At 42.9% G+C, this 26,801-nt stretch carries 22 protein-coding genes; 10 read left to right on the forward strand and 12 right to left on the reverse strand.

Annotated elements, in window-relative coordinates:
• Nucleotides 1–95: 95 nt before the first annotated feature.
• Together B3139_RS17915 and B3139_RS17920 are read right to left on the reverse strand one after the other, a co-directional pair.
• Nucleotides 96–608 (reverse strand): AAA family ATPase, encoded by a 513-nt coding sequence (locus tag B3139_RS17915; RefSeq protein ID WP_293884908.1) that lies wholly within the window; start codon nt 606–608, stop codon nt 96–98.
• A 424-nt stretch (nt 609–1,032) separates the two neighbouring features.
• Nucleotides 1,033–1,611: a hypothetical protein gene (locus B3139_RS17920; RefSeq protein WP_293884909.1), complete on the reverse strand. Its 579-nt coding sequence runs from the start codon at nt 1,609–1,611 to the stop codon at nt 1,033–1,035.
• Between the two features lie 552 nt (nt 1,612–2,163).
• Between B3139_RS17920 and B3139_RS17925 the strand changes: the two genes are divergently transcribed.
• The 4 genes from B3139_RS17925 to B3139_RS17940 are packed head-to-tail and all read left to right on the forward strand — an operon-like array spanning nt 2,164 to nt 8,545.
• Complete coding sequence (locus B3139_RS17925) at nt 2,164–2,532, forward strand: hypothetical protein (protein ID WP_293884910.1); 369 nt, start codon at nt 2,164–2,166, stop codon at nt 2,530–2,532.
• Between the two features lie 4 nt (nt 2,533–2,536).
• Complete coding sequence (locus B3139_RS17930; protein ID WP_293884911.1) at nt 2,537–3,994, forward strand: TlpA family protein disulfide reductase; 1,458 nt, start codon at nt 2,537–2,539, stop codon at nt 3,992–3,994.
• 12 nt (nt 3,995–4,006) lie between these two features.
• Nucleotides 4,007–7,183, forward strand: coding sequence for a SusC/RagA family TonB-linked outer membrane protein (locus B3139_RS17935; protein WP_293884912.1), 3,177 nt, complete (start codon nt 4,007–4,009; stop codon nt 7,181–7,183).
• A 3-nt stretch (nt 7,184–7,186) separates the two neighbouring features.
• Nucleotides 7,187–8,545 carry a RagB/SusD family nutrient uptake outer membrane protein gene (locus B3139_RS17940; RefSeq protein WP_293884913.1) on the forward strand — a complete coding sequence of 453 codons (1,359 nt, stop codon included), beginning with the start codon at nt 7,187–7,189 and terminating at the stop codon, nt 8,543–8,545.
• 68 nt (nt 8,546–8,613) lie between these two features.
• Here B3139_RS17940 and B3139_RS17945 read toward each other — a convergent pair whose 3' ends face one another.
• From B3139_RS17945 to B3139_RS17960, 4 genes are all read right to left on the reverse strand, one after another.
• Complete coding sequence (locus tag B3139_RS17945; RefSeq protein WP_293884914.1) at nt 8,614–8,955, reverse strand: hypothetical protein; 342 nt, start codon at nt 8,953–8,955, stop codon at nt 8,614–8,616.
• A 169-nt stretch (nt 8,956–9,124) separates the two neighbouring features.
• Entirely contained in the window at nt 9,125–9,688 is a 564-nt protein-coding gene (locus B3139_RS17950) for a MauE/DoxX family redox-associated membrane protein (protein WP_293884915.1), read from the reverse strand.
• Nucleotides 9,689–9,801: 113 nt separating this feature from the next.
• A complete protein-coding gene (locus B3139_RS17955; RefSeq protein ID WP_293884916.1) occupies nt 9,802–10,593 on the reverse strand; it encodes a hypothetical protein in 792 nt (263 codons plus the stop codon).
• Between the two features lie 108 nt (nt 10,594–10,701).
• A complete protein-coding gene (locus B3139_RS17960) occupies nt 10,702–11,691 on the reverse strand; it encodes a helix-turn-helix domain-containing protein (protein ID WP_293884917.1) in 990 nt (329 codons plus the stop codon).
• Between the two features lie 628 nt (nt 11,692–12,319).
• On the opposite strand from B3139_RS17960, the gene B3139_RS17965 reads away from it, so the two are divergent.
• From B3139_RS17965 to B3139_RS17990, 6 genes are all read left to right on the forward strand, one after another.
• Nucleotides 12,320–13,063: a LytR/AlgR family response regulator transcription factor gene (locus B3139_RS17965; RefSeq protein WP_293884918.1), complete on the forward strand. Its 744-nt coding sequence runs from the start codon at nt 12,320–12,322 to the stop codon at nt 13,061–13,063.
• Nucleotides 13,064–13,112: 49 nt separating this feature from the next.
• Nucleotides 13,113–13,400 carry a helix-turn-helix domain-containing protein gene (locus B3139_RS17970; protein WP_293884919.1) on the forward strand — a complete coding sequence of 96 codons (288 nt, stop codon included), beginning with the start codon at nt 13,113–13,115 and terminating at the stop codon, nt 13,398–13,400.
• A gap of 592 nt (nt 13,401–13,992) precedes the next feature.
• Complete coding sequence (locus B3139_RS17975; RefSeq protein WP_293884920.1) at nt 13,993–14,634, forward strand: DUF6266 family protein; 642 nt, start codon at nt 13,993–13,995, stop codon at nt 14,632–14,634.
• A 91-nt stretch (nt 14,635–14,725) separates the two neighbouring features.
• On the forward strand, nt 14,726–15,112 hold the full coding sequence (locus tag B3139_RS17980) for a hypothetical protein (RefSeq protein WP_293884921.1): 387 nt from the start codon (nt 14,726–14,728) through the stop codon (nt 15,110–15,112).
• A complete protein-coding gene (locus tag B3139_RS17985; RefSeq protein WP_293884922.1) occupies nt 15,031–15,645 on the forward strand; it encodes a CHAP domain-containing protein in 615 nt (204 codons plus the stop codon). Before B3139_RS17980 ends, B3139_RS17985 begins: the two co-directional genes overlap by 82 nt.
• Before the next feature lie 11 nt (nt 15,646–15,656).
• Complete coding sequence (locus tag B3139_RS17990; RefSeq protein ID WP_293884923.1) at nt 15,657–16,103, forward strand: hypothetical protein; 447 nt, start codon at nt 15,657–15,659, stop codon at nt 16,101–16,103.
• 174 nt (nt 16,104–16,277) lie between these two features.
• On the opposite strand, the gene B3139_RS17995 is transcribed toward B3139_RS17990, so the two are convergent.
• The 6 genes from B3139_RS17995 to B3139_RS18020 form a co-directional block, all read right to left on the reverse strand.
• Entirely contained in the window at nt 16,278–19,124 is a 2,847-nt protein-coding gene (locus B3139_RS17995) for a M16 family metallopeptidase (RefSeq protein ID WP_293884924.1), read from the reverse strand.
• Between the two features lie 25 nt (nt 19,125–19,149).
• Entirely contained in the window at nt 19,150–20,283 is a 1,134-nt protein-coding gene (locus B3139_RS18000) for a TlpA disulfide reductase family protein (protein ID WP_293884925.1), read from the reverse strand.
• A gap of 12 nt (nt 20,284–20,295) precedes the next feature.
• Nucleotides 20,296–21,594 carry a RagB/SusD family nutrient uptake outer membrane protein gene (locus tag B3139_RS18005; RefSeq protein ID WP_293884926.1) on the reverse strand — a complete coding sequence of 433 codons (1,299 nt, stop codon included), beginning with the start codon at nt 21,592–21,594 and terminating at the stop codon, nt 20,296–20,298.
• Nucleotides 21,595–21,693: 99 nt separating this feature from the next.
• The gene (locus B3139_RS18010; protein WP_293884927.1) at nt 21,694–24,903 is read right to left on the reverse strand and encodes a SusC/RagA family TonB-linked outer membrane protein; all 3,210 of its coding nucleotides are present in this window, start codon (nt 24,901–24,903) and stop codon (nt 21,694–21,696) included.
• A 53-nt stretch (nt 24,904–24,956) separates the two neighbouring features.
• Entirely contained in the window at nt 24,957–26,054 is a 1,098-nt protein-coding gene (locus tag B3139_RS18015) for a FecR family protein (protein WP_293884928.1), read from the reverse strand.
• A 73-nt stretch (nt 26,055–26,127) separates the two neighbouring features.
• Nucleotides 26,128–26,718, reverse strand: coding sequence for an RNA polymerase sigma factor (locus tag B3139_RS18020; protein ID WP_293884929.1), 591 nt, complete (start codon nt 26,716–26,718; stop codon nt 26,128–26,130).
• Nucleotides 26,719–26,801: the final 83 nt, after the last annotated feature.

The raw sequence follows: 26,801 nt of genomic DNA on the forward strand, positions 1-26,801 counted from the left end.
CTTTTTGACTATTAAGGTGAAAAGTTTGTCCAACGTAGCGAATTCATTGTTATTGTCTCATGTAAGTTCAATTTTGTTTATCTTTACAATATGAACTAACTATCCCATTTACCACAACGCAAACAGGACGAATTAGATGAAATTGTGAAGATCATCTGTGAATTATATTTTCTACCTATAAGTATAAGAAAGTATTCTTCCGGATCATAAAGTTTTTTTAGAGATTCTCTATGCTTATGAAAATCTTCAAAAAACTTTCTTTTTGTTTTATATGAAGTTGTCCATAAAAAATTTGAAAGTTGTTCAGCCTTTTCAAACATCTCTTGTTCATTTTTTAAAGTATTTTTAAGCTTACTTTTCTTTATTAAAAATAATGGCGCTAAGAAAGGGAAATTATCACCACTTATTCCTTCAGACTTAGCTTCGGTATTAATTGGCCAATCAGTCGAGCTCTTTTTATTTAATAAATGATCTAATGATTCAAGAATGGAACTTTTGCCACAACCGTTTTCACCAATTATACTGGCAAAATTTTCCCCCTCTGAAATTGGTATATAATTAATTCCTTTATATATTTTAAAATGCCGAAGAAATAATGATATGATCATTTGTTTTGTTTTAGGTTAAAAAAAGCCCTCATAAGGCAAACGTAAATTAAATACTTTTTATAAAAATCTTCATATTCAACAATAGAAAATTAAAATGATAATATTTGAACTATGATTTTCAACTTGATCATATCAAACTTAGATGAAATATGGCTTTTTTGACTTTTATGTTGAAAAATAGCTATTTATTTTCATATTCCAAATAAGGGTTCTAAGTTTAAACATATTCTGTCTTCTTTCTCTAATTAAGTTGAGACCGTTGTCAACGTTTTTAAAGAGTAGGACTATTTCAAATTGGTTAGATTTTTAACTGATTTACACCTCGTGTACTTTACTCAATATTCTATAGTACTCTCTTCAAGATGTGGCCTTTTTCTAAAGGGAACAATGTTTTTGATCGCTTATGCCCTAAGCTTTTACGACCTTATCTAAGTTTATAAAGATTAGTATTGATTTTGATTGGACTCTTTGTTGTTTCTATCACTGTTGATCTTTGCAACTCAGAAGAAAGAGTTGTAAGCTTCATATTAGGAAAATATTTTTTAATAATATTTTTAACATATTTCAATTCAAGTCCATTTGAATTCTTAAAGTCTTCATCGATAGCTAAAATATTCTCGATAATAAAAGAGATTGAAGGAGTATCATTTAGTATTTTACTATATTCAGGGTTTTTAGAATGTTTTTTCTGGAGAACTTGACGTAAATTATTTGGTGGCGTGAGAACGATAGAGGATATTTTATTGTATTCTACAGCAAAGAAAGCACTAGCTTTTTTTACTATCTCTACATCGAAGACGTATTTTTCGTTGGATTGGATGTATTTAATCCATCGATCCGAAGTTCCAAGGATATTCGCAAAATCCTCTATAGTAATGCCGCTTTTCTTAAAGAAGTTTAGAATATTCTTTTTTGCTATTTGTGCATCGTATATTTTCATATACACAAAAGAATTTTTAAAATGAATTATAAAAGGGAAAGTGATTTCTTTTTTATAATTCATTTTATTATATTTGTATTATTGATTATCAGTGAAAAATGATCTACTGATATATTGAGCGTTAGACTTAAGAGCTTCGGCTGCAAATTCCGACAAATTGCAACGGACGAAGAGGTAGGTTTAATGCCCAAGCGGATATTTTGTGTACCTTTGGTATTCTATAACTTCTTGGGCTCCTACTGTAAATCCGTTCCGTTTGGCCGTCGGAAGCCTGCAGCGCGGTAGGTGGGAGCCTGTTATAGAGACTTTATTCCCCCGCCCATGAAGCTCACTTTTATATATTAAAAAGAGTGAGTAATGAATCAAAAAAAACAAACCACAAAAAACATCTTTAAATCCCCCGAGTAGCTCGGTACGATTCAGCCAGCGATGATCTGGTCACATCAGCTATGGAATTCGAGACGCCCAATTATTTACCTAGTGATACTCATTCAAAAGAATTCTAGCTCCTCCAATTAATCAATTTTATTACACATGGCTTATGGCCTGAAAAAGTAGCTGATTCAGTCGGACTGGAATAGCTATGCCTTAAGCTCACCATTAAAAATCTTGAGAATGAAATCCAATTATGCTCACCTAATCCTATTGGATATGGTCATCTATGAGACGCACAGGGAAGAATACGACCCCATTCAGAATGTACAGAATTTCTGGGGTAAATATTCTTTGAACACGATCCTTGAACATATGGTCGCATTGCAACCTAATGTCGACAACACAGAAGGGAATTATAGTATTGATCAATTGTCCACATTTTCTGTTGATCTTCTGCGAACAACAATAGCCTATTTCATGCTGCATATGGATAAAGCCGACTTGGGTAAAGTCCAAATTTCCACTTCTGTGAACGAAGAAGAATTAAAGGCAACCAAGGAAATCTCCGATTTCTTCCAGCGCGTATCCGAATCCAATACCAATTCCTAAAATAATGAAAAAATTAACATTGCATTTAATTCGCTTTTTAAAGCCATTGAAGAATACAACAATGCTTCTGACATGCATTGCTGTATTTCATATGTTTAGTTTATCAGCTCAGACGCCCCGCAACGACAGCGGGGCTCATGGGCTTTATATCAATGACCAGGTTCCCGAAGCCTTTTACAATGAGCTGCACCGGATGATCGACTGGTCTACCAGAAAGACCTATAACAGGTCCTTAGATAAAGATAGAAACAAACTTATCATACTGGATTTTTGGGCACACTGGTGTATGCCATGCCTTGGTTCCTTAAAAAATATGAATGAGGAGCTGCTCGGTGAAATAGATACTACGAAGGTTGCCATCATACCCGTCACGTATGAGGGTAATGCCGAAATTCAAGCTGTTCTGAACCGTTTTGCTTGGAAACATCAGTCTGTGATCAACGATTCGATCTTGTCCCGCTACTTTCCACACCAAGCTATCCCACATATGGTCTGGATCTATAAGGGAAAGGTAATAGCAATGCCGCGAGCTAATTACGCCACGTTGGAAAATATCAATATGCTGCTTGCTGGAAAAATGCCTTCCGTCTATAACGAGACTGATATCAAGATAATAGATCCTAATCAGCGCCTCTTTCAGGAGCATAATGCTCCAGCAGCTGTACACTATCAAAAGGATAGCTTTAAAGTTGGTGGCTACGCCGAGGGCTATGCGCAGGTAACTTTTAAAACAGTAAAAACGCCTAATGGTTGGCTCTACTATGGTATCAATATTCCCATCGATCAATTGCTTGTATTTGCCTATCAGGATCTGTTGACTGATAGAATGGATCTATTAAAAGCGATAAAATATGAGATTGGACCTGATCTGAAAAGTAAGCTTAAAATCGGACGCCCCAAAATGTATAATAATGACTTTGCTAAAGATTCGATCTATGGCGACTGGCTTAGGAAAAACAGTAGAACCGTTGAATTTCGCGCACCACAGGGAATACAAGCGAAGGAAGGTTTAAATCTTTTCCGACAGTACCTAGCTGATTATGCGCTAGCTGAATATCAGCTTGAGATCAGTATTGATCAATCAAAACAATATAAAGTCCCAGTGTTAAAATGTATCGGTAAACCGAAGGGGACAATTGCACTGCTAACAAAGAAAGCGAAGCCTTCTGACCCTGCTTATCGTTATTTCAATGGCCAATATGGAGAGCTTAAATGGTTAGACTATATCAGAACGGGTTTGCCAAGGCTCCCCAATAGGTTGTTTGATGATAATCGCATAGTCGATCAAACTAATTTGCCCAAAGAGCTGCTGGTCCATATGCAATTCCCTACGAATCTTATCGGTAAAGGAGCGATGGAATATGTACAAAGCGAACTGAAACGGTACAACCTAAAACTTGAAGTCGGTTTTGAAAAAGTCCCGATCCTACTGCTCAAGGAAGTTAAAAAACATACCAATTAACCTTTAAAACAAATGAAAACTATTTTCTATTTTTTTATACTACTATCGTTTCCATTGCTAACGAGTGCACAGCAAACCCGAAAAATTAGGGTGCTTGACAGCAACGATAGGCCTATCCCAAATGTAAGTATTCGGGTGATGCCTCAAAATAAGGTGTTAAAGACTGATGACCGTGGTTATTTTTCTTTTGTACAGGATGGGCAAAAGCAGATTGAAGCCTCTGCAATTGGATATAGTAGGCAAATAGTCTCCCTGCTGTCAGATCCCTCAATTACCGTGATACGCTTGAAAGCCACATCGGTACAGCTAGATGAAGCCATCGTCAATACAGGATATTATCGTTCGGATAAGCGGAATTTGCCAGGCTCCTTTGTACAGATTGATCAGAAGTTGCTGCAGCGCAATCCTTCTCCAAACATTATAGAGCGCCTGGAGGGTATTACCAGTGGGCTTCAATTTGACCGAAGAACAAATTTTAATGAAAACACCAATAAGCCTTCACTGCGACTGCGGGGTGTGGTCTCAATTGAATCCAATTCGGAGCCCTTGATTATTTTGGATAATTTTCCCTATACAGGCGATCTAAACCAGATCAACCCCGATGATATTGAAAGTATAACGGTGCTTAAAGATGCTTCTGCAGCAGCAATCTGGGGAGCTAAAGCTGGTAATGGGGTGATCGTACTAACATCCAAAAAGGGGATTAATAATACACCTTTGAAGCTAACCTTTTCAGCGAGCAGTATTTTAAAGGATAGGCCTGATTTATTTTATAATAGAAACTATATCCCCTCCGCGGATCGTGTCGATCTTGAACAAACGCTCTTTGGTCGGGGTTTTTACAACCGGGCTAATCCGACTTTACTGCCTGGTGTAGCCGCGCTCAATTTTAAATATAAGGATGGTCTGATTGATCTGTCCACACTGGAACAACAGAAAGAGATCTTGCGGAATAGAGATGTACGCAAGCAAGCTCAAGAACACCTTTACCGGATGTCCTGGATGCAGCGCTATAATCTCCAGCTTAAAGCTGGTGGATCAGATTTCAATTATTTGCTTTCTGCAGGCTTCGATCAAAATAACCTCAATATCGTGGGGGATCGGGATAGACGCTATACCTTTTCATTGAATACGGAATATAACCTGCTCAAAAAACTGGTACTCAATACCAATATCCGGTTAAATATGAACCAGTCCATCCATAATGGTTACTCGCTCAGCGACCTGAACTATACGCGCAATTTGGATGGTTATACAACCTTTGAGGATGGTGATGGAACGGCGCTTCCCATTAATTACCGCTACCTGTCTTCCTACGTAGAGAGTGCTCAGAAGAATGGCTTGCTCGACTGGTCTTTTAGTCCTATAAAAGATCGAAACCAACAGGATCTGAATTCGACAAACCGGAATCTATTGTTAGGGACAGGCCTTTCTTATGAGATTATCTCGGGATTGAACTTATCGCTCAAATATCAATTTCAGCAAGGAATTAACACAACTCGTAACCTATACAAAAAGGATAGTTACTTGGTACGCGATCTGGTAAACAGATTCACACAAGCGGACGGTACTTATATCATTCCTTTGGGTGCCATACTGGATCAGAACAATGGGAGCGATCAGTCGTACAACTGGCGTGGCCAGCTAAATTACAGCCGTAATTTTCTGAAAAGACATCAGATCAACGCATTGGCAGGAGCAGAGCTGTCCGAGAACAAAACCATTGCCGAAGCTGGAAGCCGTCTCTATGGTTATAACAGCGACAACCTGAGCTATCAGACAAGCTTCGATTATACAAAATACTATCCTGTCCGCCCAGAGGGCAGCGGCTTGATTCCAACCAATACGGCAACAACAATGGAATTGACAAACCGCTATATCTCTTACTACGGCAATCTGAATTATGTATTTGATAAGATGCACACCGTTAGCCTGAGTACCCGATGGGATGCCTCCAATTTATTTGGAGTTAAAACAAATCAAAAAGGTGTGCCGTTATGGTCCATCGGCGTCAATGAGGACCTCAAGAATTCCCTAAAGTTAACGCCAAACTGGATTTCTAGGCTCAACCTGCGGGCTAGTTATGGGGTGACAGGAAATGTGGTCAACAAAATCAGTGCTTTGCCAACGGCTTATGTGGCAACTTTCGTCTTCCCAAATTCATTGCCGAGCGCTACTTTATCCAGTGCAGGAAACCCCAGTTTAAAGTGGGAGCGGATAAATATCATTAATCTGGGACTCGACTTTGCTGTGCTGAACGCAAGAATTCGCGGAACGATTGATTATTATTCAAAAGATGGAAACGATCTGATCGGCGAATCTTTTTTGGACCCAACAACCGGAATCTTTACGTCAAATGGTGTGTCAAATGTTGACAATAGGATCAACTATGCCAATATGATCACCAAGGGGTTAGATCTCAATCTGAACGCAAACGTTATACAGGGCAATTTTAGATGGGATGCTAACCTATTGTGGAGCTATACGACTAATAAGGTGACCAACTACATGGCAAACAGTGCGGTCAAAACGAGCAGCTTTGTATCGTCTCCAAGACCTCGGGAGGGGCATTCGTTGGACGAAATATACGCGTACCCTTTTGGTGGACTGGATCCGGCTACTGGAATGGTACTAACCCCGCGTGGAGACAAGGATTATACAGGTTATTTTAATAGCATCTCGATAGACGACCTCATTTTAGTAGGCCGGAGCTTTCCGCCGTATCAGGGAAGTATACGCAATACATTTACTTATAAAAACTGTGGTCTGAGCTTTCTGGTACAGTGGAAAAATGGCTTCTATTTTAGAAGGAAATCCATTGACTATGCGAAGCTGTTTCAGAATAGCATTGGCAATATCGACTACCTCGATCGTTGGCAAAAACCGGGGGATGAACACACAACGATAGTACCTGCTTTACCAAGCGATGTAAACGCCAATCGGGATAGTTATTATGCAAATGTAAGTCCATTGGTAGTCAAGGGCGACTTTATCAAGCTCTCTGATATTCGTCTGGATTATAACTTCGCATTCAAAAGCGGGAGGGCCGCCAATATGGGATTATTTGCGCAGTACAATGGTGGGTTGATCCTATATCGTTCCAATAAATTTGGCATTGATCCGGATGCGGTCAATTCAAGTTATCCGATTCCCAATGCATATTCGATAGGTATTCATTTAAATTATTAAATCATGAAAAGACTTTTGAGTTTATTTTGTCTCTTATTTTTATGGGGTTGTAACCCCGGTTTTTTGGATGTAAAGAACAACAAATCGCAGTTAGTACCATCGACTTTGACCGATTTCGAAATGTTGCTCAATAAGTACACGGTTATGAATACATCCACGGGAAATGGTCTAGGTATTGCCAGTGGTGATGAAATCGCTGTGGATGATAATATCTGGCTGGCATTGAAAAAGCTACAGGATAAAAATGCCTATGTCTGGAGCAAAGATCTTTTTGAAGGTGAGGATGTGCCCGATTGGAACAATCCATATCAGACGGTTTTATATGCTAACCTTGTACTCGATGGATTGCAAAAATTGAAAGGCAAAGAGCAGGATGAAAGCACGCGACTTAAACTCGAAGGCTACGCCCTATTTTTTAGGGCGAAATCATTTTTTACTTTGGCAATGCATTTTGCTGCTCCTTGGGGAGATACTGACAACGAAATATTTGGAATCCCATTGCGGCTGGATTATGATCCGACGTTAATTTCTAAAAGGGCGACCGTAACCGAGACTTATGCACAGATTGAACGTGATTTGCTGCAAGCGCTAGATCAATTGCCCAAACAGGTGCCTGTATTGTATCTACCCAATCGGGCGTGTGCTATGATCATGCTTGCTAGGTTATATCTTGTTAAAAGTGATTATGAAAAAGCATTGACTTATGCCAATATGGCTTTAAACGAAGGGTATTCATTATTGGACTATAATAGTATTACACCTGGTGTTAGCTATACTTTCCCGGCAAGTGGAATAGGCAATAAGGAGTTTTTACTTTTTGAAAATGTTAATCAAGTTGAATATTTTTCCAAAACAAAATTGATCGTTCCGAGCTCTTTTGTGGATTTGTTCGATAGTAATGATCTGCGCAAAAGCTATTTCTTTACTAAGGTTGGAAACCTGTATCAATATAAGGGATCGTATCTTGGTTCTGCTTCACTCTTTACAGGAATAGCGCTTGACGAAGCTTATCTGATCAAAGCAGAATGCTTAGTGCGTTTAGGAAAAGTCAATGATGGATTGCAGGCCGTTAATGAGCTCCTAAAATATAGGTACAAACCAGGGGCAGCACCCGAGTATAAAGATATGACGCAGGCTCAAGCATTGGCACTAGTGCTGTTGGAACGGCGGAAAGAATTGTATCTAAGAGGACATCGCTGGTATGATCTAAGGAGGCTCAATCGGGAAGATAATCTTAAGATAGACCTAAAGCGGACGGTGAATGGGATAGAGTATAGTCTTCCAGCAAGGGATAGGAGGTACACTTTTCCAGTTCCTGAGGAAGTCATTATAAAATCTGATGTGCTGCAGTTTAAACGGTAAAAAATAGGCTCCATCATAAATTTGATGGAGCCAATAATCAAGACATGAAAAACAAAATTATGATGTATCTATTGTTCTGGTTTGTAGGTCAGATCACTTGTGATCTGAACGTTCGACAATTGTGATGCTTCATCAACTGTTAACCCTGATAGGTCGTGATTATCGGGGTTTTCAATAAAGAGTGCACAGCGCATGTCATCGGGAGTTGCGTTACATTGACCCGACAAGGTTGGATCTGTAATTGCACTTCCTAATACATCATCACTTGGATTGGATGCATTTGTTGTAATCTGATACCAAGACGATGACACTTTTTTCTCAGCATTTTTAAAACTGTTAAATCCGATAAAGGATGCCATTGCAACGACCACAGCTACTGCGGCTTTTGCATTAAATTTTAATATTTTCATACATTTAAAGTATTTCTGTTTTTTATAATTGTGTTTTCCCCTTTCGATAGGCTATTACGGCCGATCTAGGACGAGAAGCCCTCAGTCTTTTGGCAGACGCGCCCTTCTGCTGAACCAGCCTTGGGCTCAGCTTCCGCTGTAACAGCTATTGCTAATTTCTTTATGAACCTTACTTCGTCATCAATTTCCTCTGATGCGAAATCCTTATCTTTCTATCAAGCAGTAAGCCTGCAATACATGCAATCGAGATCAGACCATTGACCCAAAGATGTGCCTTCCAACTGATCGGAAATTCGAGGACACAATCGCACGGAATACTTCCCCAGGTATCTCGTAAGGCCAAGATCACATAGCTTGAAAAAACAAACATCAGGATGATCGTAAACCAAAAGCCCAATCTTTTAGTTCCTTCAAAAATAAAGAGGGTGCCTGTAGCTAACTGTACGGCGGGTAGGATATACGATAGCATAATGCCATACCCATTGGCAAAAGGTTGTTTGATCATCGAAGCACGGAATTCGGCGTAGGTGAATACCTTCTTCGACCCGACATAGATCCACTGACAGAGCAGAGTAAAAGTCAATACCTGCAACACAAATTCCTGGGGATGCTTTCTGATGTACGAAAGCACCCCAGTTAATTTGCGCCCAAACCAACTACGTGACCCTACGTTTTGAACTGTATCCGCTGCTGTGCCTCCATCATGCTGTAAATATCTTCCGCCTAGTGCCATAATCTATTTTGTTAATCGCTTACTTACATTAGTAAGACTAAATTACAATCATAAAGACCCCTCGCGTTAGGCCAAACTTGATTGATCGATAGGCCAAGTTTGATAAGGGCAATTTATAGATAGCCTTGATATTCGGTCAATAAATAAGGATATCCCTTTGGAAATTCACCATAGGTATGGAGGTAGGCGAGCACGATGGGGCACACTTCGCGCAGGTTAAACATTTCGATGATGGCCGGCAGGTCGAGCGGATCAATCGCCGAGCTATCGTAGGTACGGAGTATAGCAGTGATGTCCGCTTTAACCGATTCACGCCGCTGCTCTTTTTCATGGGCGTCGAGGTTACTGAATAATAGTTCTTGATATACGTTTTGAAGATCGACAACTTGTAAAATCTCATTGTGCCAATAATCGAGCTGAAAGCCATGTTTTAGCAAAATCCGAAATAATACCTCCAGACAATAGTGCAGTTCCATCGCCTCCATGTAGGGCGGCGAAAAGGTAAATACCATCAAATCCGCCCAGTTTTTATCAATTTCTCCATTCTCATGCGCCAATTGGATCACCAGATCTTCCATTGTCATTTCATCGAAATAATACTTGTCCCCGTCATGATTCTGATAGAGGTTACTGACAAAAGTGATTTCAGTGAGCATGCAGGAAATTAAGTAAAATAGCTCTAAGTAATCGTAGCCAATCGGTGGAAAGCAGATGTATAAATAATCATCAAGGCTTAATTTTTCTTCGGGCTGATCCACATGCGCGCGAACATCAGAGGAGGAGTCTGTCTCCCATACACTTGCGCTATCACTTTCCAGGTAACAGTCATAAAATAGCTGCCGGCTGTCCATGAGTTCCTGATGAAAGCTGCTTTCCTCCCAACCGCCAGGCGCCAACCGGCTCATCAGCTGCGGCAAAGCATCGTAAGCATCTTGAAGGATGGCATGGGTAGTATTAACATCCAGTTTTTTCTTTCTATAAAATTCATAAGAAAGTCGATTTAGTTTGATTTTTTATCGCGTATTTTGTTCGAGTTGTTGTTTAAACAGAGCGCTCGTCAAACCGGTCATCTTTTTAATAAATCGGTTCATTTCGCTCGGGCCACTAAATCCGACTTCATGAGCAGTAGTGCCCAGCTTATCGTGCTCCACAATAAGCTGCTCAATATGATCGAGAAGCAGCAGGTTGCGGTAGTCCTTCATACGGATACCGTAAAATTTGTGGAATTCGCGGCTGAGCTGTTGCGCGTCTGTCAGAAACACTGCAGCTACTTCTTTGATCAGCGCTTGAGCACCGCGCTGCAGGATCATAATATCCAGTAGCTGTCGGCAACGCACTGCAAGGTGATTGTCTATGTCAGTGTCACCCAGAAGCTTAAAACGGCTTAGATCGATCAGAAAAATCAGATGTTTGAGCAGGATATGCTCGTTGTTGAGCGTATTGGGGTTGAGTATGCTGAATAGGATACACAGGTATTTGACAGTAATGGGGCCAACACGAAAACCCACACTTTTGAGCGAAGTTGTTGACGCCTCTTTTTTTGCCTGAACCAAGTGTTTGAGAAATGAAAATTGTTGAATGGCCGGCGGCCTGAACATACCGGCATCCACGACAAAGCCAACCAGTATATGATGGCCTATAGGTAAATGTAAACGATAATGGCCCGATGCAACGTATAAATAAGCGCCCTCAGCGGGACAAAGCTCAAAACGGAATGCCTGATCCAGCCTTTCTCCCCAAATTTGAACTTCATTCAATAGCGGATAGATGACATGCAGGTCGTTCATATACACCTCAATCGTTACATCGGTCGACTTGCTGATCCAATACTCGTACGCGTAGAGATAAGCATATCGGCCGTCAAAGGTTTGTTCGCTGATCTGATTGTGAGAAGATTGCCAATGCCTCTCCTTCGCATGGCGAATAGGGTAACTTAATGGATGGGGAGGATCGTCAATGCGCTCGTATTCCGTACCAAATACAATTTTATAAGATCTTTTCATATTCTTTACAATTAGTTACGAGATGATTTTAGCAAGAATTCACCGTAAAGACCAAATAAAATGGTACATAACAGTATTTTTCGTGCGAATAACCAACGTGTAGCGTAGATGACATTTTCAGATTGCACCTGACAGATTTGTGCTGCCGTTGTCTTGCAGGCGTCCATTTGTGCTGTATGTACATTTTTTTTTGAAATAATTTTTCTTTGCCGACATCTTTGTTGCCATTGGATCCAATAAGGAGTTTTAAATTTTTGGTGAGGGAAGGTACAGCCCAAGGCCGGAAAATGGTTCAACAAACGATAGTATGAAATGGAGTCAACATGTGATTAAATGTGAAGAGGTATAGATATGCAGCCCTATACCGAATAGGGAGTGTGCTTTTGCGAAGGAAATCACTCCCTTAATTAACCAATTGAAGTCGGCTATGTGAAGGACATACGTAACCGAAAAAAACATGGTATTTTCAGCGGTAATCCCGTAGTTTTCTGTTTGTCGTAATTTTAACTGCCTGATTTTAGTCTCAATTAATAATATTTTTGTTTATATTGAAATTAAACAAATAATTTAGGTAAATTTATTTTTCTATATTTTTTTTAATTATAAACCTTTGTTTTAATAAAATAGCATGGATAAGTTAAATTATAGACTATTGATCGTTGATGATAATCCAGACTCGCTGGTGTATATTTTAATGTCATTGAAGGAACTTCCTTTTATCAATGACGACATCAAAATTGTTCGAAAGCCCATAGAAGCCCTCAACTATCTAAAAGAAAATGAGGTCGATGTGTTGATACTGGGTATGGATCTTGGAGATAAGGAGATTGATGGGATCAAATTGGCCAGTTTGATTCCCAATCCGCCCGTCATGGTTGCCTGTTCAGCACATACAGATTATGTGTTTAAGGCAAATGAGGCCGGTTTTTACACCTATTTTAGTAAAAAGATCAGTTTCAATGTATTGAAGGCCAAAATGGAAGATGTGGTCGAAAAGGTAGATAAGAAATTGCAGGACCAAGGCAGAGAAGTGAAAAGTTTAACGATAAAAGATCTCAATAACGATAGGATTCAAATAGAAGTTGACCAGATTTTTTATGCGCAAGTAGACAACGATATAATCGATATTTATTTGGAAAAAGATAAGTATCAAGTTAAAGGAAGCCTAGGAGGACTGCAGACTAACCTTCCAGCAGCCATGTTTGCCCGCCCTCGGATAAATACCTTGGTCAATCTTTCCAAAATTGATCTCTTGCGTTCAGGTGAACTTCATTTTGTCAAACCAAGAAATGGTTTCCCTATTACGGTTACCCGATCTTATAAAGATAATTTTCGGCATCAATACGAAGTCTATAGACAGAATAATAAATAAAAACCGGTAGGGCTGCGCCATTTCATGGCATCAATCAATGCAATAATTTATGTTACAATTGAATGAAATCGTACAATTGCTGCGAGAAATTAACGACAAGCTGTCCTGCAAAGCCTACCAAATCATGCCAAATGAAGGAAGGCAGATAGGCTGGAATGTGGACGAACTGATGACTCGTATGGCTGTGGTATCACGCCTCGGGATCTCTGAACGTACGTACAACCGCTGGGTAAAATCGGGAGTACTCAAACCCATTTGCCTGGGCAACAAGCATTATTACCGCGAACAGGACCTCCAGGATGCAATTAAGCGAAGCATAAATCGAGGTATGATCTAACATTGTTTTTTAAGGCTGATCTTTGGGAAAAGATTGGCCTTTTTATTTCGAGTGCACGAAGTGAACCAAGCTAGTCGCTGCTTCCTCTTTGGGATTACGTTGGGATTAGACAGCCCCTCGGTTGCCTATTCTATGGTATTTCTCTGTTATCTGTTTGCTTACCCTATACCATTTCCTTGCTTATTCTTTGCCATTTGTTTGCTTATTCATTGGTCTTTCTATGCTGTTTGGTTGCTGTTTCTTTGCCTATTGCTTGCCTATGAATAGCTTTTTTACGGCAACTTACAAGCCATTACCTGGCCTTAATGCTAACTAATTAACCTACAAATGGTCTCAGATTAACCTCAAGCAGGTAAATAACGATCAATTCAAAAGCAGGCGAGTCTGTATGAAGATCGCTCGAAAAGCACAACGTTTTCCATCAAAATGCTGGATTTGATGTCGTCGGAAATGGCATATTCAGTCAAGTGACGTCAGATGGCGCCATAAAGCAAATTCCTTTCATACACCGCTTTACCTTAGTACCATGATATCAAAGTAGTGGCTGCCTGCAGCGCCACTTTAGGGTTTAACAATTTAAAAAAATAATAACATGGCAAGATTTGTAAAAGGGATTCACGGATCCTATAGCGGAAAAGTTGGGAATGTCGTCGGAAGTTCATGGCGAGGAATAGATTATGTACGTTCGTTACCAAAAAAGAGTAGCAAGGCTTCGTCAGAAGCGCAGCTGGCACAGCGGATGAAGTTTGGGATGACGACCAGTTTTCTCAAATCTATCAAAGATATCCTGATGCTTGGGTTTTCAGACAGCAAGCTAAGGAACAAAACGGGCTATAATGCGGCCTTTCAACAGCTTATCAACCACGCTTTTCGGGGTAACTACCCACATTTTACGATAGACTTCGCGGCAGTCAAAATTGCCAGTGGTAGTCTGGCAGCTTTGGTTGGCTTAGTTGTAGGTGAGGTGGCGCCTCGTGTGCTAAACCTGACCTGGGATCCGATCAACAATCGTTTTAATGCCTTTGACGACGATCAGGTGCTGGTCATCCTGTACGATGAAGCGGACAACCTCTTTTTTGCGTACGAAGGTGCAACGAGATCGGACGCAGCGATAGATATCGTGCTACCCGACAGCTATACAGGAAAGAAAATAGTGGGCTGGTCTTTTAATATCCATCGGGATGGGCTAATCACCTCAACGAGCCAATACTTAGGGGAGTTTGTGTTGAACTAGCTGCATCTGTATAAAGGGAGGCTGCTCGCTCAGGAGCACCTCCCTTTTATCCTGAACCCCGTTTACTATTAACAAATTAAAAACAAAATAAATGGAATCCATACAAAAACAACTGGTCTCGGATGTCGAGGATATCTATTGGCCGCTAACAGGAGGACAGGTGCTTGGCATTGTACTGGTAGGTCTCCTCTTATTTTTTATCTCAGCAGGGCTTTTGCTACAGGCGATCGATCCTACAGCCGGGGTATTGGATCTAGGTATCCTCTCCGTGCTGCTCTTTGCCGTATTGGCTGGCGCGGTGGCTATTTATTGCTGCTGCTGGCTCCAGGAAATCCTGTGGCAGCCTTTTAAGTTTTTCCGTCAGGAATTTAGTTTTCACTTTAATCAATTGACATCATGGCAACAATGCATTATTTATTTTTCGGTATTCTTTCTGTCGCTATTCTCGTTCTTAGCCGTTTTGGCAATACTGCTGTAGCTTACAAGAAGCGGTCAGGCAGTTACGCTGAGCTCCGAAGTACCAGTTCTGAACTGGAGCGGGACAATGACCCATCAGTGAAACGATACTCCAGTTCGGGTGTACGCGCACGTATTGTCGATTTTGCTGTAAAGGAGATAGGCGTGCGCGAGGCCACAGGCAACAACGATGGCAGCAGGGTAGAGGAATACCTCGCGTATGTCGGACTGGGAAGGGGGGATGCCTGGTGTGCGGCTTTTGCCTCCTGGTGTTACGGCAAAGCTGGATTAGTAGCTCCGCGGAATCCCTGGAGCCCGGCACTTTTTCCGGTGGCTCGGCGTTATACAGCCCAGCAGATCGGGCAGGGGAGTGTTCGCCAGGCAGATCTATTCGCGATCTATAGCGCCAGTCTCCAACGTATCAACCATGTGGGGATTGTGCGCAAAAAAGAGGACAATTGGATCGTGACTGTGGAAGGAAATGTAGGTAATCAGGTCCTTTCAAAGCGGCGTCCTGCATCCACTATTCATGTGTTTTCAAATTGGCTGGACTGAAAGGAGGGGCTATGCTAAAGTATTTATTCAAGCGTGGGCGCTTTCTCATGATCTTCCCATTACTCTATTCCTGTAAACTTTATCAAAGCGAGCTGAAGGAAGCTCAGCGGGAAGAACAAACGCAGTCCAATTACAAGCAGCAACTGGATATTTGGTACAGGGGACTGAGCGACAGCCAATCGCGGTATTGGTTGTTTTGGACGGATAGCAGTTTTCGCTTTCACCCGGATAGTGGTCTAATCGGACAAAAGGGCCAGTTGGCCATGCTGGAATCTCAGGTAAGGATAAGTGCCAAACAGGAGGCTTCTACAAAAAGTAGCGCTAGCCGCATACAAATGCTGAAGCAGCAAAGCACAGAAAAATGGAGTGCATGGGCAGTACCCAATCTTTGGCTCATCGGATTGCTGTTGGTGGCATTTGCACTGGCTTGGAAATTTCGAAACTTTTTTAAAACATGATGCTGCTTGAAATCATAGATGGGCAAACATAAATTCCAGGGATAGACAATTTCTTTTTTATGCCAATCAAGAGTTTTGGTCAGTACACAAGAAAGCCGCAAAGAATGTAGTTCTTTACGGCTTTCATTTTTTAGTGCTTATGACGATAATGAAAGGTCGATAGCCCGGCTGTATTTATTTTTTCACTTCCGGAAGCTGAACGATCTTGATGACGTTCTGGTCACTGATATAGCGTTGGGCAACAGCTTTAACCAGCGCTGGAGTCAGCTTATCGCGTAACGATGCGCGTTCAAAAATACGGTACATATCATCTCCATTGTACAAGTTGCTGTACAGGTAGTTTGACCAGAAATCATTTGTTTTGAGGGCCGACTCATAGCTCAGCCTATCGTTCGCTTTGAATTTGTCGAGATTGACAACAGAAGGTCCTGCTGCTTTTAATTTCTCAATTTCCTCAAGTGAATACTTCGCCAGTTTGTCCGCATTGGCCACCGAACAGCTGAAAGCTACCGTAAGGGTGTAACGGGCATCAGGCAGCTTGCTATAATCCATCTGGATCGATGGCGAATACACACCACCTTCTTCTTCACGTAGTCGTTCCAACAAACGGATATCCAAGACTTCCCGAAAGGCCTGCAAAGCCATGTTATTAGCCTCACTATAGTCATATGGACCCGAAAGAACAAGATAGACCATCGCTTTGTCTTCTTTGCTCAGCGCCAGCTTTTTCTCGATCTTCCCGTCAGGTATTTGGATGTTTAAATTACGGTAAGCGGGTGCTTTCGACGAGATGCTCGGTAGTCCACCAATATACTTGGCAAGCAAGGGCTTTATTTTTTCAATATCAAAGCTGCCCACAAAACTAAAATTGTATCCCGAAGCATTAGCAAAACGTTCTTTGTAGATGTCCAAAGCACGCTGAGGATTGATCTGATTGATTTTAGCCAGTGTTAGGCCTGTCCGTCGGATGTTATCGCCCGAAAGGATGGCCATCACCGAGTCTTGGAATACAGCGTCGCCATTTTTATCGCGGTCTTTCAGTCCGTCTTTGGCATTGGCCAGGATACCGGCAACAATGGTCGTGTCTAGACGCGGTTCTGTAAAGTATCCATACATCATCTGCAGGGCAAGTTCCAGATCTTTGTTGTTGGCGTAGCCGCTCACGCCCTGGGCAGTCTCACTGATAAAGGGGGATGCCGAGGCCGTTCGTCCGGCTAATGATTTTTCAAATTGGTCGGCAGTATAGTTTCCCAGTCCGCTCGCAGCAATGAGGCCAACGGCATTCGTCGCGCTCTGAAAATCTTGGTCATCGTAAAGCGATGTTCCACCGTAGGAATATCCCTGAAAGGTGATCTGATTGTTTTGGTAGTTGGTCGGTTTTAAGACTACCCGGACGTCGTTGCTCAACGTCAAAGTCGTGGTTCCTAACCTGCTGTCTTTTTCTTCTTTAACAATTGTACCGGGCTGTACTTCCTGTTTGAGCAGTGGCAGGTCGTTGGCTTCCTCCGAGAATGCAGTCTGCTTCTCTTTGGACAACGTAGCGATCCAACTGTTGATATCGGCCTCTTTCGGCAGATTTGCCTGATCGGCTTCAGGAGCTGAAATAATGATGTCGCGGTTGCTATCGGTTAGATACTGTTGCAAGAGCTGCTGGATATCCGAAAGGCTGACCGCCGGAAGCATTTCGCGCGTCAATTTCATTTCATGATCGATGCCCGGAGATGCTACATCGTTCAGAAAATGCTGGATATATTCCTGCACGTACTGTTCGGATGCAATTTTGTCTTTTTCTTGCAGCATGTTTTCCATTCCGCTCATATAGGTATCTTTAGCACGCTGCAGCTCCGTGGCTGTAAATCCATATTGTTTGGCCCGCAGCAGCTCGCGCCATACTGCATCAAATCCTTCTTTCAGACGGCCGGGTTTGGCGGTGAGCTGAATCTGGAATACATCCAGTCCGCCCATAAAGCCATTTAGTGATGCCCCGCCGCTCAAGAATGGCGGATTGGATAGCCGAAATAACGGACTATATCGCCCTGCCATCATGGTGTTAAACAAGGTCTTGATCAGGTTGTGCTTATAGTCCGACAGGTTCTGTAATTTCCGCTCAGGGTGTTTGATGCTGATATCGATGGACGTTGCGGTAATTTCAGGATCCGTCACCACCATAAATTGGTTCTTGCCCTGCAACGGAATGGTATACGTTTGGCGGGGTGTAGGCTTAACAGGGTTTTTAAGCGCCGAAAACTGCTTTTTGAGAAGTTGCTCGGTCTGATCGACATTGATGTCGCCGACGACAATAACGGCTTGCAGGTTGGGGCGGTACCAGTTTTTGTAGAAACTTTCAATTTCCCGGTAGGGAAAATGTTGAATGACTTCTTCTGTACCGATGGGAATACGCTGGGCATATAGAGACTGATTAAGCGCTACGGGCAAGGTCTTGTCCTGAATGCGCTCGCCCAAGCTCTTGCCGGCACGTTTTTCTTCCAAAATCACGCCGCGCTCTTTGTCGATTTCTCGATGTGTTAAACTGATGCCCTGTGCCCAGTCCTGAAGAATCTGAAAGCCATTGCCAACAAGTTTGCCATCATTGGAGGGCAGCTGCAGTTGGTACACGGTTTCGTTGAAGCTGGTATACGCATTGATATCGGCTCCAAAGCTGATTCCATTTTTTTGCAGGTAGTCAACTAGGCTGTTGTCGGGATAATGCGTCGTGCCGTTGAAGGCCATATGCTCCAGAAAATGAGCCAGCCCACGTTGCTTTTCGTTCTCCAGGATAGATCCTACCTTGTTGACCAGATACATATAAACACGTTCTTGGGGTTCGGTATTCTTACGGATATAGTAGGTGAGTCCATTGGCCAGTTTACCATAACGGACGCTTTTGTCAAAAGGTAAAATGCTGGTGTCAGCTTCGTGGTGTGCCCACGCGATTTCAATCGCTCCGGAGGACGTATTGCTATAAGCAAGCACCGGACTAAAACCTAACAACGACAGGTAGAGCAGTCTTTTTAAATGCATATAATTGAGTGTATAAAATAGCGAATTAGAATATATTTTTTAGCGTTTCATAAAGAGCATCGCCACGAAGGTTGATGCCGATGATTTTACCTGTGGGATCCAATAAATAATTGGAGGGGATACTTTTGATATGATACTGGAGGCTTACCTGACCCTCTGGATCAACCACATTGGTCCAGGTCATACCGTCGTCCGAGACGGCTTTTTTCCAGTTGTTGAGTGCGAAATCTGTGGAGACACCCAATACTTCAAATCCCTTTGCCTTAAAAGCATTATAGGCTTTTTGCACATGCTCGTTTTCCACGCGGCAGGGTACACACCAGCTGGCCCAAAAATCAACGAGCACATATTTGCCCCGGAAATCGGTCAGCTTCACCTGCTGGCCTGTAGTGTCAGCTAATGAAAATTCTGGTGCAATATCGTCGATTTTTAGATTTTGGAGGTTGGCGAGCTGATTTTTTACCTCCTGTCCCAGCGGAGATTCCTGCAGTGAAGGCGTCAGCTTGTTGAATAACTCGGATACAATTTTTTGATTGCTGGAATCTTTCAGCAGCGCTTGTAGTTTAAAAAGGCTCAGTACACGATCGCTATGCTGCTGCACATAATTGATCTGCGCTGTCTGTAGTGCCGCAGACCACTTGTTGAGGCTCACGTCAATCGCGTTGATGGTGGTCCGTGCCGGCGAATCCATGCGAAAACTATCCTGGGAAAAGGCATTCTCTGCCTCGAAATAGGCAGCCATTAGCGTATTGATGCTGTCGAGTATGATTTCGTTAGCTTTGTCAAAACTTCTGGCTTCGGTATTGAGTGCTGAACCAGCAATCTCCGCTTGGTTGAGCTGACCAAACCGGGCCCGAATGGTAATCTTGCCCGGGTGAAGATAAAAATCCAATGTTTCAGATCGTTCCCCCGCAGCATCCATGTAAAATAGGTTCGCGATTTCGGGTCCTTCGGAAGTACCTGTAAAGCGAAAATGACCTTGTTCCAGCCGGGCAGAATCAAGCAGGAGATCGGAACCAAAACGTTGCAGAAACAGTTTTCCCTGTTGATTTTTTGGTACGCCCGCGAGCGTTCCCTGAAGGTGGTAGGTTGCTTTTTCCTGCGCCTTAACGAAGCATATGGAATAAAAAAAGGCAAAAGCTAATAGCGTAACTCTCATTGTATATCGTGTTTAGTTGTTATATCCCGGATTTTGCGTTAATTGCCTGTTATTTTGAAGCTCAACGGTCGGTAAAGGGTAGAGCTGGGCAAACGTCTTCCAGGTGGTCGGTTTTGCTTTTTTCATCACATTATCGGCTAATCCCAAACGTCTGAGGGTAAACCAACGGTCGCCCCATTCGAAACAGAGTTCGACACGGCGTTCTTGCACGATTGCTGCACTGACCTGAGATTTGGTTAAACCATCGGATAAATTCGAAAGTCCCGCACGCCGGCGTATGGTATTGAGGTCTTCAACCGCTGTTGGCAGACCAAGTTCCAGACGTGCCTCGGCGCGGTTGAGGTATTGTTCTCCCAGGCGCAATACCGACGTATACTCATTGTTTGCAGATCCGGCTTCGCCGTCCGAACGGTATTTGTTGATCTGATAGCCGTTTACTGTTTCTTCAAAACGGACGAAGTTTTCTTTCCGTTTATCGTTCTCCTCAAAGGCTTGCAAAAGACCCGTTGGATCTTCAGTCACGCCAAAGCTGGCAAATTCTCCTTTTATACCGATACCAATGGAGGCGCCCATACTGTTCCATAGCTGCAATATCTGCTCGGGATTATTTTTGGTGAAGATATCCATTGGCTCAGCCCCATCCGCACGGTCAAAGTGGCCCAGTTGGAACAACTGCGACTGTGCAATCACCTGACTGGCGGCCTCCTCGGCTTTGGTCCACTCTTTGGTGAATAGGTATACACGCGAGAGCAGAGCCAGTGCTGCCCACTTATTGGCCTTGACGCGTTCGCCCGGATAATCTGATGCCAAAAGCTGGCTGGCATCTTGCAGATCTTGAATGACCTGCGTATACACTGCCGCTGCCGCCGCGCGCGGTTTGAGGCGTTCTTCCGGGTAATTGGTCGTCAGCACCAAAGGAACATCGCCATAGAGGTTGACCAAAAAATAGTAATTGAGAGCACGCATAAATTTGGCCTGACCAATGGCTTCATCCTTGCCCGCTTGCGTCATGCCCTTGGATTGCCCAACGCCTTCAATGATTGCATTACTAACCCCAATGATGGAATATAGATTTCCCCAAAAGTCATTCGTCTGCGCCGAAAAGGGATTGAGGTTGTAGCTGTACATAAAACTATAGCCTGGGTTGAAGCTATTGACACCGGGTATCAACTCGTCAGAAGATAATCCCGTGTTCAGTGAAAGATCATTTTGATAAGCAGCAAATCGGCCATACATCCCGACGACCACACTGTCGGCCATGGTGTCATTCGCATAAATTTGGTCCGTCGTGTAGATATATTTTGGTGTCACCTCCAGCAGCTTGTTGCAACTGCTTGCGACGACAGCAACAGGTAAAAGGAGGCTGAATAATTTGATATAGTTGGTTTTCATATCCGTAGTCTAAATGGTTTAAAATGAAGTCCGTATCCCTAGCGTAAATGTGCGAAGCATCGGCATATCCACGCCGGTCTCTGGATCTGTACCCTTGTAGCTGGTGATCGTCAGTAGATTGGCGCCAGTAGCATAAGCGCGCAGGTTTTTAAGTTTTAGCTTCTCGAGAATCTTGCCGGGTACCGAATAGCTCAAAGTAATATTGCTTAAACGGATGTACGACCCGTCCACAAAATTGGCACCGGATGAATTGTAATTGGACATGGTGCTGGAGTTGGTGGTATAGGCCGGAAATTTAGCTTCTTCACCCGGATGTTGCCATCTGTCCAAGACAATTGCGGGGGCATTGATGACGCTTCCGGCACTCGTAAAGGGATAATTATAAATATGTGTGTTCTTTTTGAAACTGAAAAACACGTCTAGATCAAAGTTTTTATAATTGAACGAGTTGCCCAGACCACCAAAGAATGTCGGAATATTGTTCGCCAAAGGGACATAGTCATCTGGAAAACTGATAAAACCGTCGCCATTCACATCGCGGAATTGCGGTTGCCCATCTGCAGCGTTGATTCCAAGATAATCATACCCCCAGATCAGATTTAATGGTTTACCGATCTGATAAGTAAGGCTATTGGAAGAACTTGCAAGATTGGGATAAGACAAGAGCTTGTTGCGGTTGATACTCATCGTAAAGTTTGTTTTCCAGGTGAAAGCCAATGTATTGATCGGCGTGGTCTGGAGGCTAAATTCCCAGCCGCTATTCTGTACATTGGCATCCAGGTTTTGATTGACCGAACTAAAACCCACCTGTGTAGGTAATCCATAGCCAACTAATTGATTGCCCGACCGATTGCGGTAATAGTTTGCTTCAAAGATGATGCGGTCTTTCAAGAAGCCCATTTCAGCAGCAAGGTCAAGCTTTTTGTTGACTTCCCATTGATAATTTGCATTGAATGGGTTCTTCGGAAGATAGCCCTGCCCTTGGTAATTGTCGAATATACGTTCGTAATTGACGAAATAGGAGTAGTCGCCAATATTATCATTACCCGTCAGACCATAGCTGCCGCGCAATTTGGCAAAACTCAAGCCAAACTGATTATCCTTTAGCCAGCTCTCTTCGCTGAGGATCCAGGCTGCACCGACAGACCAAAAGTTACCATATTTTTTCCCTGGACCAAAACGGGAAGAGCCGTCACGTCTGACGGTTGCATTGATGACATATTTTTGGTCAAATGTCCATCCCATACGAGCAAATCCCGAAAGAAAACGATACTGAGTGTCCTTGGGCTCGATGTTGATAATTGGTGCGGCAGTGATGTCCCTAATCTGACTGTCGTCTGTATAGCCGTTTCCACTTGTGGTAATTGCTGAATTACCGCGATGGATATAAGTACCCCCGATAAGGGCACGAAATGAACTGCGCCCCACGATCAGATCGTAATTCAGCTGAGGCTCAAAATTGAAGGTAGCGGCGCTGGCCTTAGTAAAACTGTTGTTGCCCAAGATGTTTTCGGACGGCCGGAATGATCTCCGTGGATTGATGGCGAGCTGGTCCATTTTCATGCGCGTATAACCGGTATTGATTTTGGCCACGAGATTAGGTAACAACTCATAACTCAGCGCAATATTGCTGATTAAATTTTTAGTTTTATTTTCAAGCGTACGCTCCAGCGCAGCAATGGGGTTATCTATAGTCCAATTCAATTCTCCATCAGCATCATAAAGGGAGAAATTTGGAGGCAGGGTCTGAAAGTTGGTAAACGATAGTGGAATGACTTCGTTTTTATCCGTTGCATAGCTCGCCGAAAGGGAAGCTTTAAATTTGCCGTCGTTACTGTTGTAGTCGAGGTTACTTCGGAAGTTACCGACGGAAAGACCATTTTTCTTTTGATATACGGTATTTTCACGCCTAAATCCACCGCCAAGGAGGTAGTTGAAACCAGATGATCCACCCGATAGCGATAATTCAGCATTGGATGTATGGGCGACATTGCCAAAATATTCTTTTTGCCAGTTGTGATCTTCAGTTTGGCTCCATTTCAGCAGGTCAGGGTAGTCATTGGGCGTAAGCTCAACACCATCGTTTTTTGCAGCTTCACGCCGCATCTCCAGATATTGGGCGGTATTGAGCATTTTTACATAGTTAGCGATAGAACCAAAACTATGGTAATAATCAGCACTGATGGTGGGGCGACCTGCCTTACCACGTTTGGTCGTGATCAGGATCACACCATTGGCACCCCGGGCGCCATAGATGGCGGTAGCATCTGCATCTTTAAGTACTTCAATGCTGGCAATCGTGCTTGGGTCGATACTTTTAAAAGGGCTTTCACCCAAATAGGAGGAGGTGAGGCCATTCGCACCGATATAGGCGAGTGAATTGCTATTAAAAGGAATACCATCAACAATGTACAAGGGTTGTCGCGCTTCACCATCCTGGTTGACGGTATTAATACCCCGTATCTGCACTTGGGTCTGTATGCCCGGTAACCCATTGAGGGTATTGATCATCATACCGGGAACCCGATTTTGGAGCGCAATGAGTGGATCTGCTGTCGGTGTTTTCTCAATGGTGGCTGCAGTGACACTAGAAGTAGAGCCCGTATTGAGCCGTTTGGATACCTCTTGCCCATACGACAGTACGCTAACTTCATCGAGCAGGTTCTGCGTCTGCAACAGTTGCATGGTAACGGTGTTTTGGCTAGTTGACACAGCAAGCTGCCTTTCTTCGTAACCAACGGAACTGAATACTAAGGTATCCGTATGGCTGGTCCGCTCGATTTTAAAAGCGCCTTTATCATTGGTGAAAGTGACTTTGTCGTTGCTTTTGTTGTAAACGGTTACCAATTCTACGGGACCGGATTTGTCCCGTACAGTGCCGTCCACAAAAAGCTGTTTGGCAGGTTGCTGTTGTTTTTGATGCTGTTGGCCGCTTTTCTCCCGCGGAAGAATGGTGATCTCTTTTCCAACGATCTTAAAAGTGAACGGTAAATCCTTAAAGGCTTCTTCAAGAACATCGCGCAAGGCTTTATCCTTTGCCTGAACTTTAACGACGGTATTAAGGTCTATCTGATTGCCGGAAGCAATGATGTTATAGCCTGTCTGTTGTCGGATGGTTGAAAAAAGTTCTTTGAGTGTTGGTTTGCCCTGATAATTGAGCTGTTGACCAACGACTGTGCTACCAGCAAGAAGCGACGTGACCAATAGCAAGTTTTTTAGACGATTCATCGGGTCTGTGATTTAGGTTAATGTGTTTAGATTTCTGTATTAAAAAGGCTTCGTTATTTATTTTTGTGGACAACTATTTTGCCGTCACGATAGTTAAAGTTTAATTGACCGGTGCTTTCCAAAAAGGTAAGCGTTTTGGTCAATGATTGATTTTTGTCGATAGACCCCCAAAAGACAAGCTGTTTCGTAGCAGAGTCTTCGTATTCAAAATCTACATTGTACCATCTCGAAAGTGTAGCCAAAATGGCATCGAGCCGTTCGTTGTCAAATAGGAAATATCCTTTCTTCCAGGCCGTCGCTGCTTCGATATTGGCCGGTAGAATCTGGATCGATGTCTTGGAGATGAGCGATCGCTGTCCGGGTACAAGCAGGCGTTGATTTACATCGACCGAACCTTCAAGCAGCGTAGTTTCCACAAACTCGCGGTTGTCATAACTGTTGATGTTAAAAATGGTGCCCAATACCTTGACTTCTTGATTTCTGGATTTTACGATAAAGGGTTGATGTGGATTTTTGCTTACTTCAAAATAGGCTTCTCCTGTTAACGAGACTTCCCGCTTGGCGGCAGAAAATTGCATTGGATAGGTGAGTGTCGAAGCAGCATTCAGCCATACTTTACTCCCATCGGGCAGGTTGACCTGATATTGTCCACCTTTGGGAACTTCAACAATCAGTTCGCGCGATTGCAATTCCGTGTCGCTCACAGGCGATCCATCTAAATAGACAGCCGTACCGTTGACGATCTTAACACCCGATTTGCCTCCGTTGAGTGCGATGCTTGATCCGTCTTCCAATTTCAGGATGGCCTTTTCTTGTCCGGGTTTGAATTGATCTATCGCGGCTAGAGTATCGCGATGCGACTGTCCACGCGGGATAAAGAGTAAAGCAAAAGCAATCAGCAGGACGGCAGCTGCAGCGCTGATCCAAGCGGCTCTCCGGTACAATGGCCTACGCGAAGCTGGTTTTGCATCAAGCTGCTCCTGGATTTGAAGGAGTATGGCATTTTTTCGGTCTTCCTGTGCGGCGCCGTCCAGTTCCCATTCCACAGCTTGCTGCGATTCGTACCACGATTCTATCAGTTGGTTTTCCGCCGCTGAACTTATGCCGAGTTCGTATTTCAATAAGATTTCTGCAATGTTTTTCTGTTCCATGAGCGCCATTGTTTATAGTATAGTTGCACCAAAACGTATTTGGTGGTAGATAAATATTAAAAAAGGATGAAATTTATTTTAAATCGATGAGAAGGAGGAGAAGAAGCGAATAGAGACCTTGTTTCTTGAGGTTGTTTCTCAGAATGTTCAGTGCGTTGCTGATCTGTTTTTTGACCGTTTGGTCAGAGATGTCGAGACGTTCTGCAATTTCCTTATAACTAAGTTGTTCCTGTCGGCTCAATAGAAATACCTCTTTCATTTTTGCTGGGAGCCGTTCAATTTCACGATCAATAATCTGCTGAAGCTCCTTACCTTGCTGCTGGTCACTCAACGAAAATCCGGTTACTTCAATATATTCCAAAATAGACGCAATCAGCTTTTTTTGATTGCCTTGGGTTCGGTGATAGAAAAGAGCGCTCTTGCGGGCAGCCCCGTATAACCAGCCGTGAATATCCTGTATTTCGGACGATTGTGTCTTATTCCAGAGGTTGACGAAAATATTCTGTAAAAGATCCTCAGCATCGGTCTGGTCTTTCACCAGTTTGGACAGATAAATTAATAGTGGATCCCAATAAGATTTAAAAACAAGGTCGAACACCTGCCTGTCACCCTGCTGTAGGCGCTGAAGGATATATTTAGATTCGATCTCATTTTTAAGATTCACGTTAGTCGTAGTAGGTGACGACAAACTTAGATAAATTTGTGATTATTTGCAATAAAAGGTCCCGCTCGATTTTTAATGCCTAA

It is taken from the genome of Sphingobacterium sp. UBA1498 (assembly GCF_002325125.1).
Lineage (GTDB): Bacteria > Bacteroidota > Bacteroidia > Sphingobacteriales > Sphingobacteriaceae > Sphingobacterium.

Excerpts from the sequence above, each read along its gene's own strand:
- B3139_RS18000 (WP_293884925.1), bottom strand. The coding sequence starts at position 20,283 with ATGAGAGTTACGCTATTAGCTTTTGCCTTTTTTTATTCCATATGCTTC.
- B3139_RS18010 (WP_293884927.1), bottom strand. The coding sequence starts at position 24,903 with ATGAATCGTCTAAAAAACTTGCTATTGGTCACGTCGCTTCTTGCTGGT.
- B3139_RS17975 (WP_293884920.1), top strand. The coding sequence starts at position 13,993 with ATGGCAAGATTTGTAAAAGGGATTCACGGATCCTATAGCGGAAAAGTT.
- B3139_RS17920 (WP_293884909.1), bottom strand. The coding sequence starts at position 1,611 with ATGAATTATAAAAAAGAAATCACTTTCCCTTTTATAATTCATTTTAAA.
- B3139_RS17985 (WP_293884922.1), top strand. The coding sequence starts at position 15,031 with ATGGCAACAATGCATTATTTATTTTTCGGTATTCTTTCTGTCGCTATT.
- B3139_RS17930 (WP_293884911.1), top strand. The coding sequence starts at position 2,537 with ATGAAAAAATTAACATTGCATTTAATTCGCTTTTTAAAGCCATTGAAG.
- B3139_RS17990 (WP_293884923.1), top strand. The coding sequence starts at position 15,657 with ATGCTAAAGTATTTATTCAAGCGTGGGCGCTTTCTCATGATCTTCCCA.
- B3139_RS17935 (WP_293884912.1), top strand. The coding sequence starts at position 4,007 with ATGAAAACTATTTTCTATTTTTTTATACTACTATCGTTTCCATTGCTA.
- B3139_RS17945 (WP_293884914.1), bottom strand. The coding sequence starts at position 8,955 with ATGAAAATATTAAAATTTAATGCAAAAGCCGCAGTAGCTGTGGTCGTT.
- B3139_RS17940 (WP_293884913.1), top strand. The coding sequence starts at position 7,187 with ATGAAAAGACTTTTGAGTTTATTTTGTCTCTTATTTTTATGGGGTTGT.
- B3139_RS17995 (WP_293884924.1), bottom strand. The coding sequence starts at position 19,124 with ATGCATTTAAAAAGACTGCTCTACCTGTCGTTGTTAGGTTTTAGTCCG.
- B3139_RS17965 (WP_293884918.1), top strand. The coding sequence starts at position 12,320 with ATGGATAAGTTAAATTATAGACTATTGATCGTTGATGATAATCCAGAC.
- B3139_RS17915 (WP_293884908.1), bottom strand. The coding sequence starts at position 608 with ATGATCATATCATTATTTCTTCGGCATTTTAAAATATATAAAGGAATT.
- B3139_RS17960 (WP_293884917.1), bottom strand. The coding sequence starts at position 11,691 with ATGAAAAGATCTTATAAAATTGTATTTGGTACGGAATACGAGCGCATT.
- B3139_RS17980 (WP_293884921.1), top strand. The coding sequence starts at position 14,726 with ATGGAATCCATACAAAAACAACTGGTCTCGGATGTCGAGGATATCTAT.
- B3139_RS17950 (WP_293884915.1), bottom strand. The coding sequence starts at position 9,688 with ATGGCACTAGGCGGAAGATATTTACAGCATGATGGAGGCACAGCAGCG.
- B3139_RS17970 (WP_293884919.1), top strand. The coding sequence starts at position 13,113 with ATGTTACAATTGAATGAAATCGTACAATTGCTGCGAGAAATTAACGAC.
- B3139_RS17955 (WP_293884916.1), bottom strand. The coding sequence starts at position 10,593 with ATGAGCCGGTTGGCGCCTGGCGGTTGGGAGGAAAGCAGCTTTCATCAG.
- B3139_RS18015 (WP_293884928.1), bottom strand. The coding sequence starts at position 26,054 with ATGGAACAGAAAAACATTGCAGAAATCTTATTGAAATACGAACTCGGC.
- B3139_RS17925 (WP_293884910.1), top strand. The coding sequence starts at position 2,164 with ATGAAATCCAATTATGCTCACCTAATCCTATTGGATATGGTCATCTAT.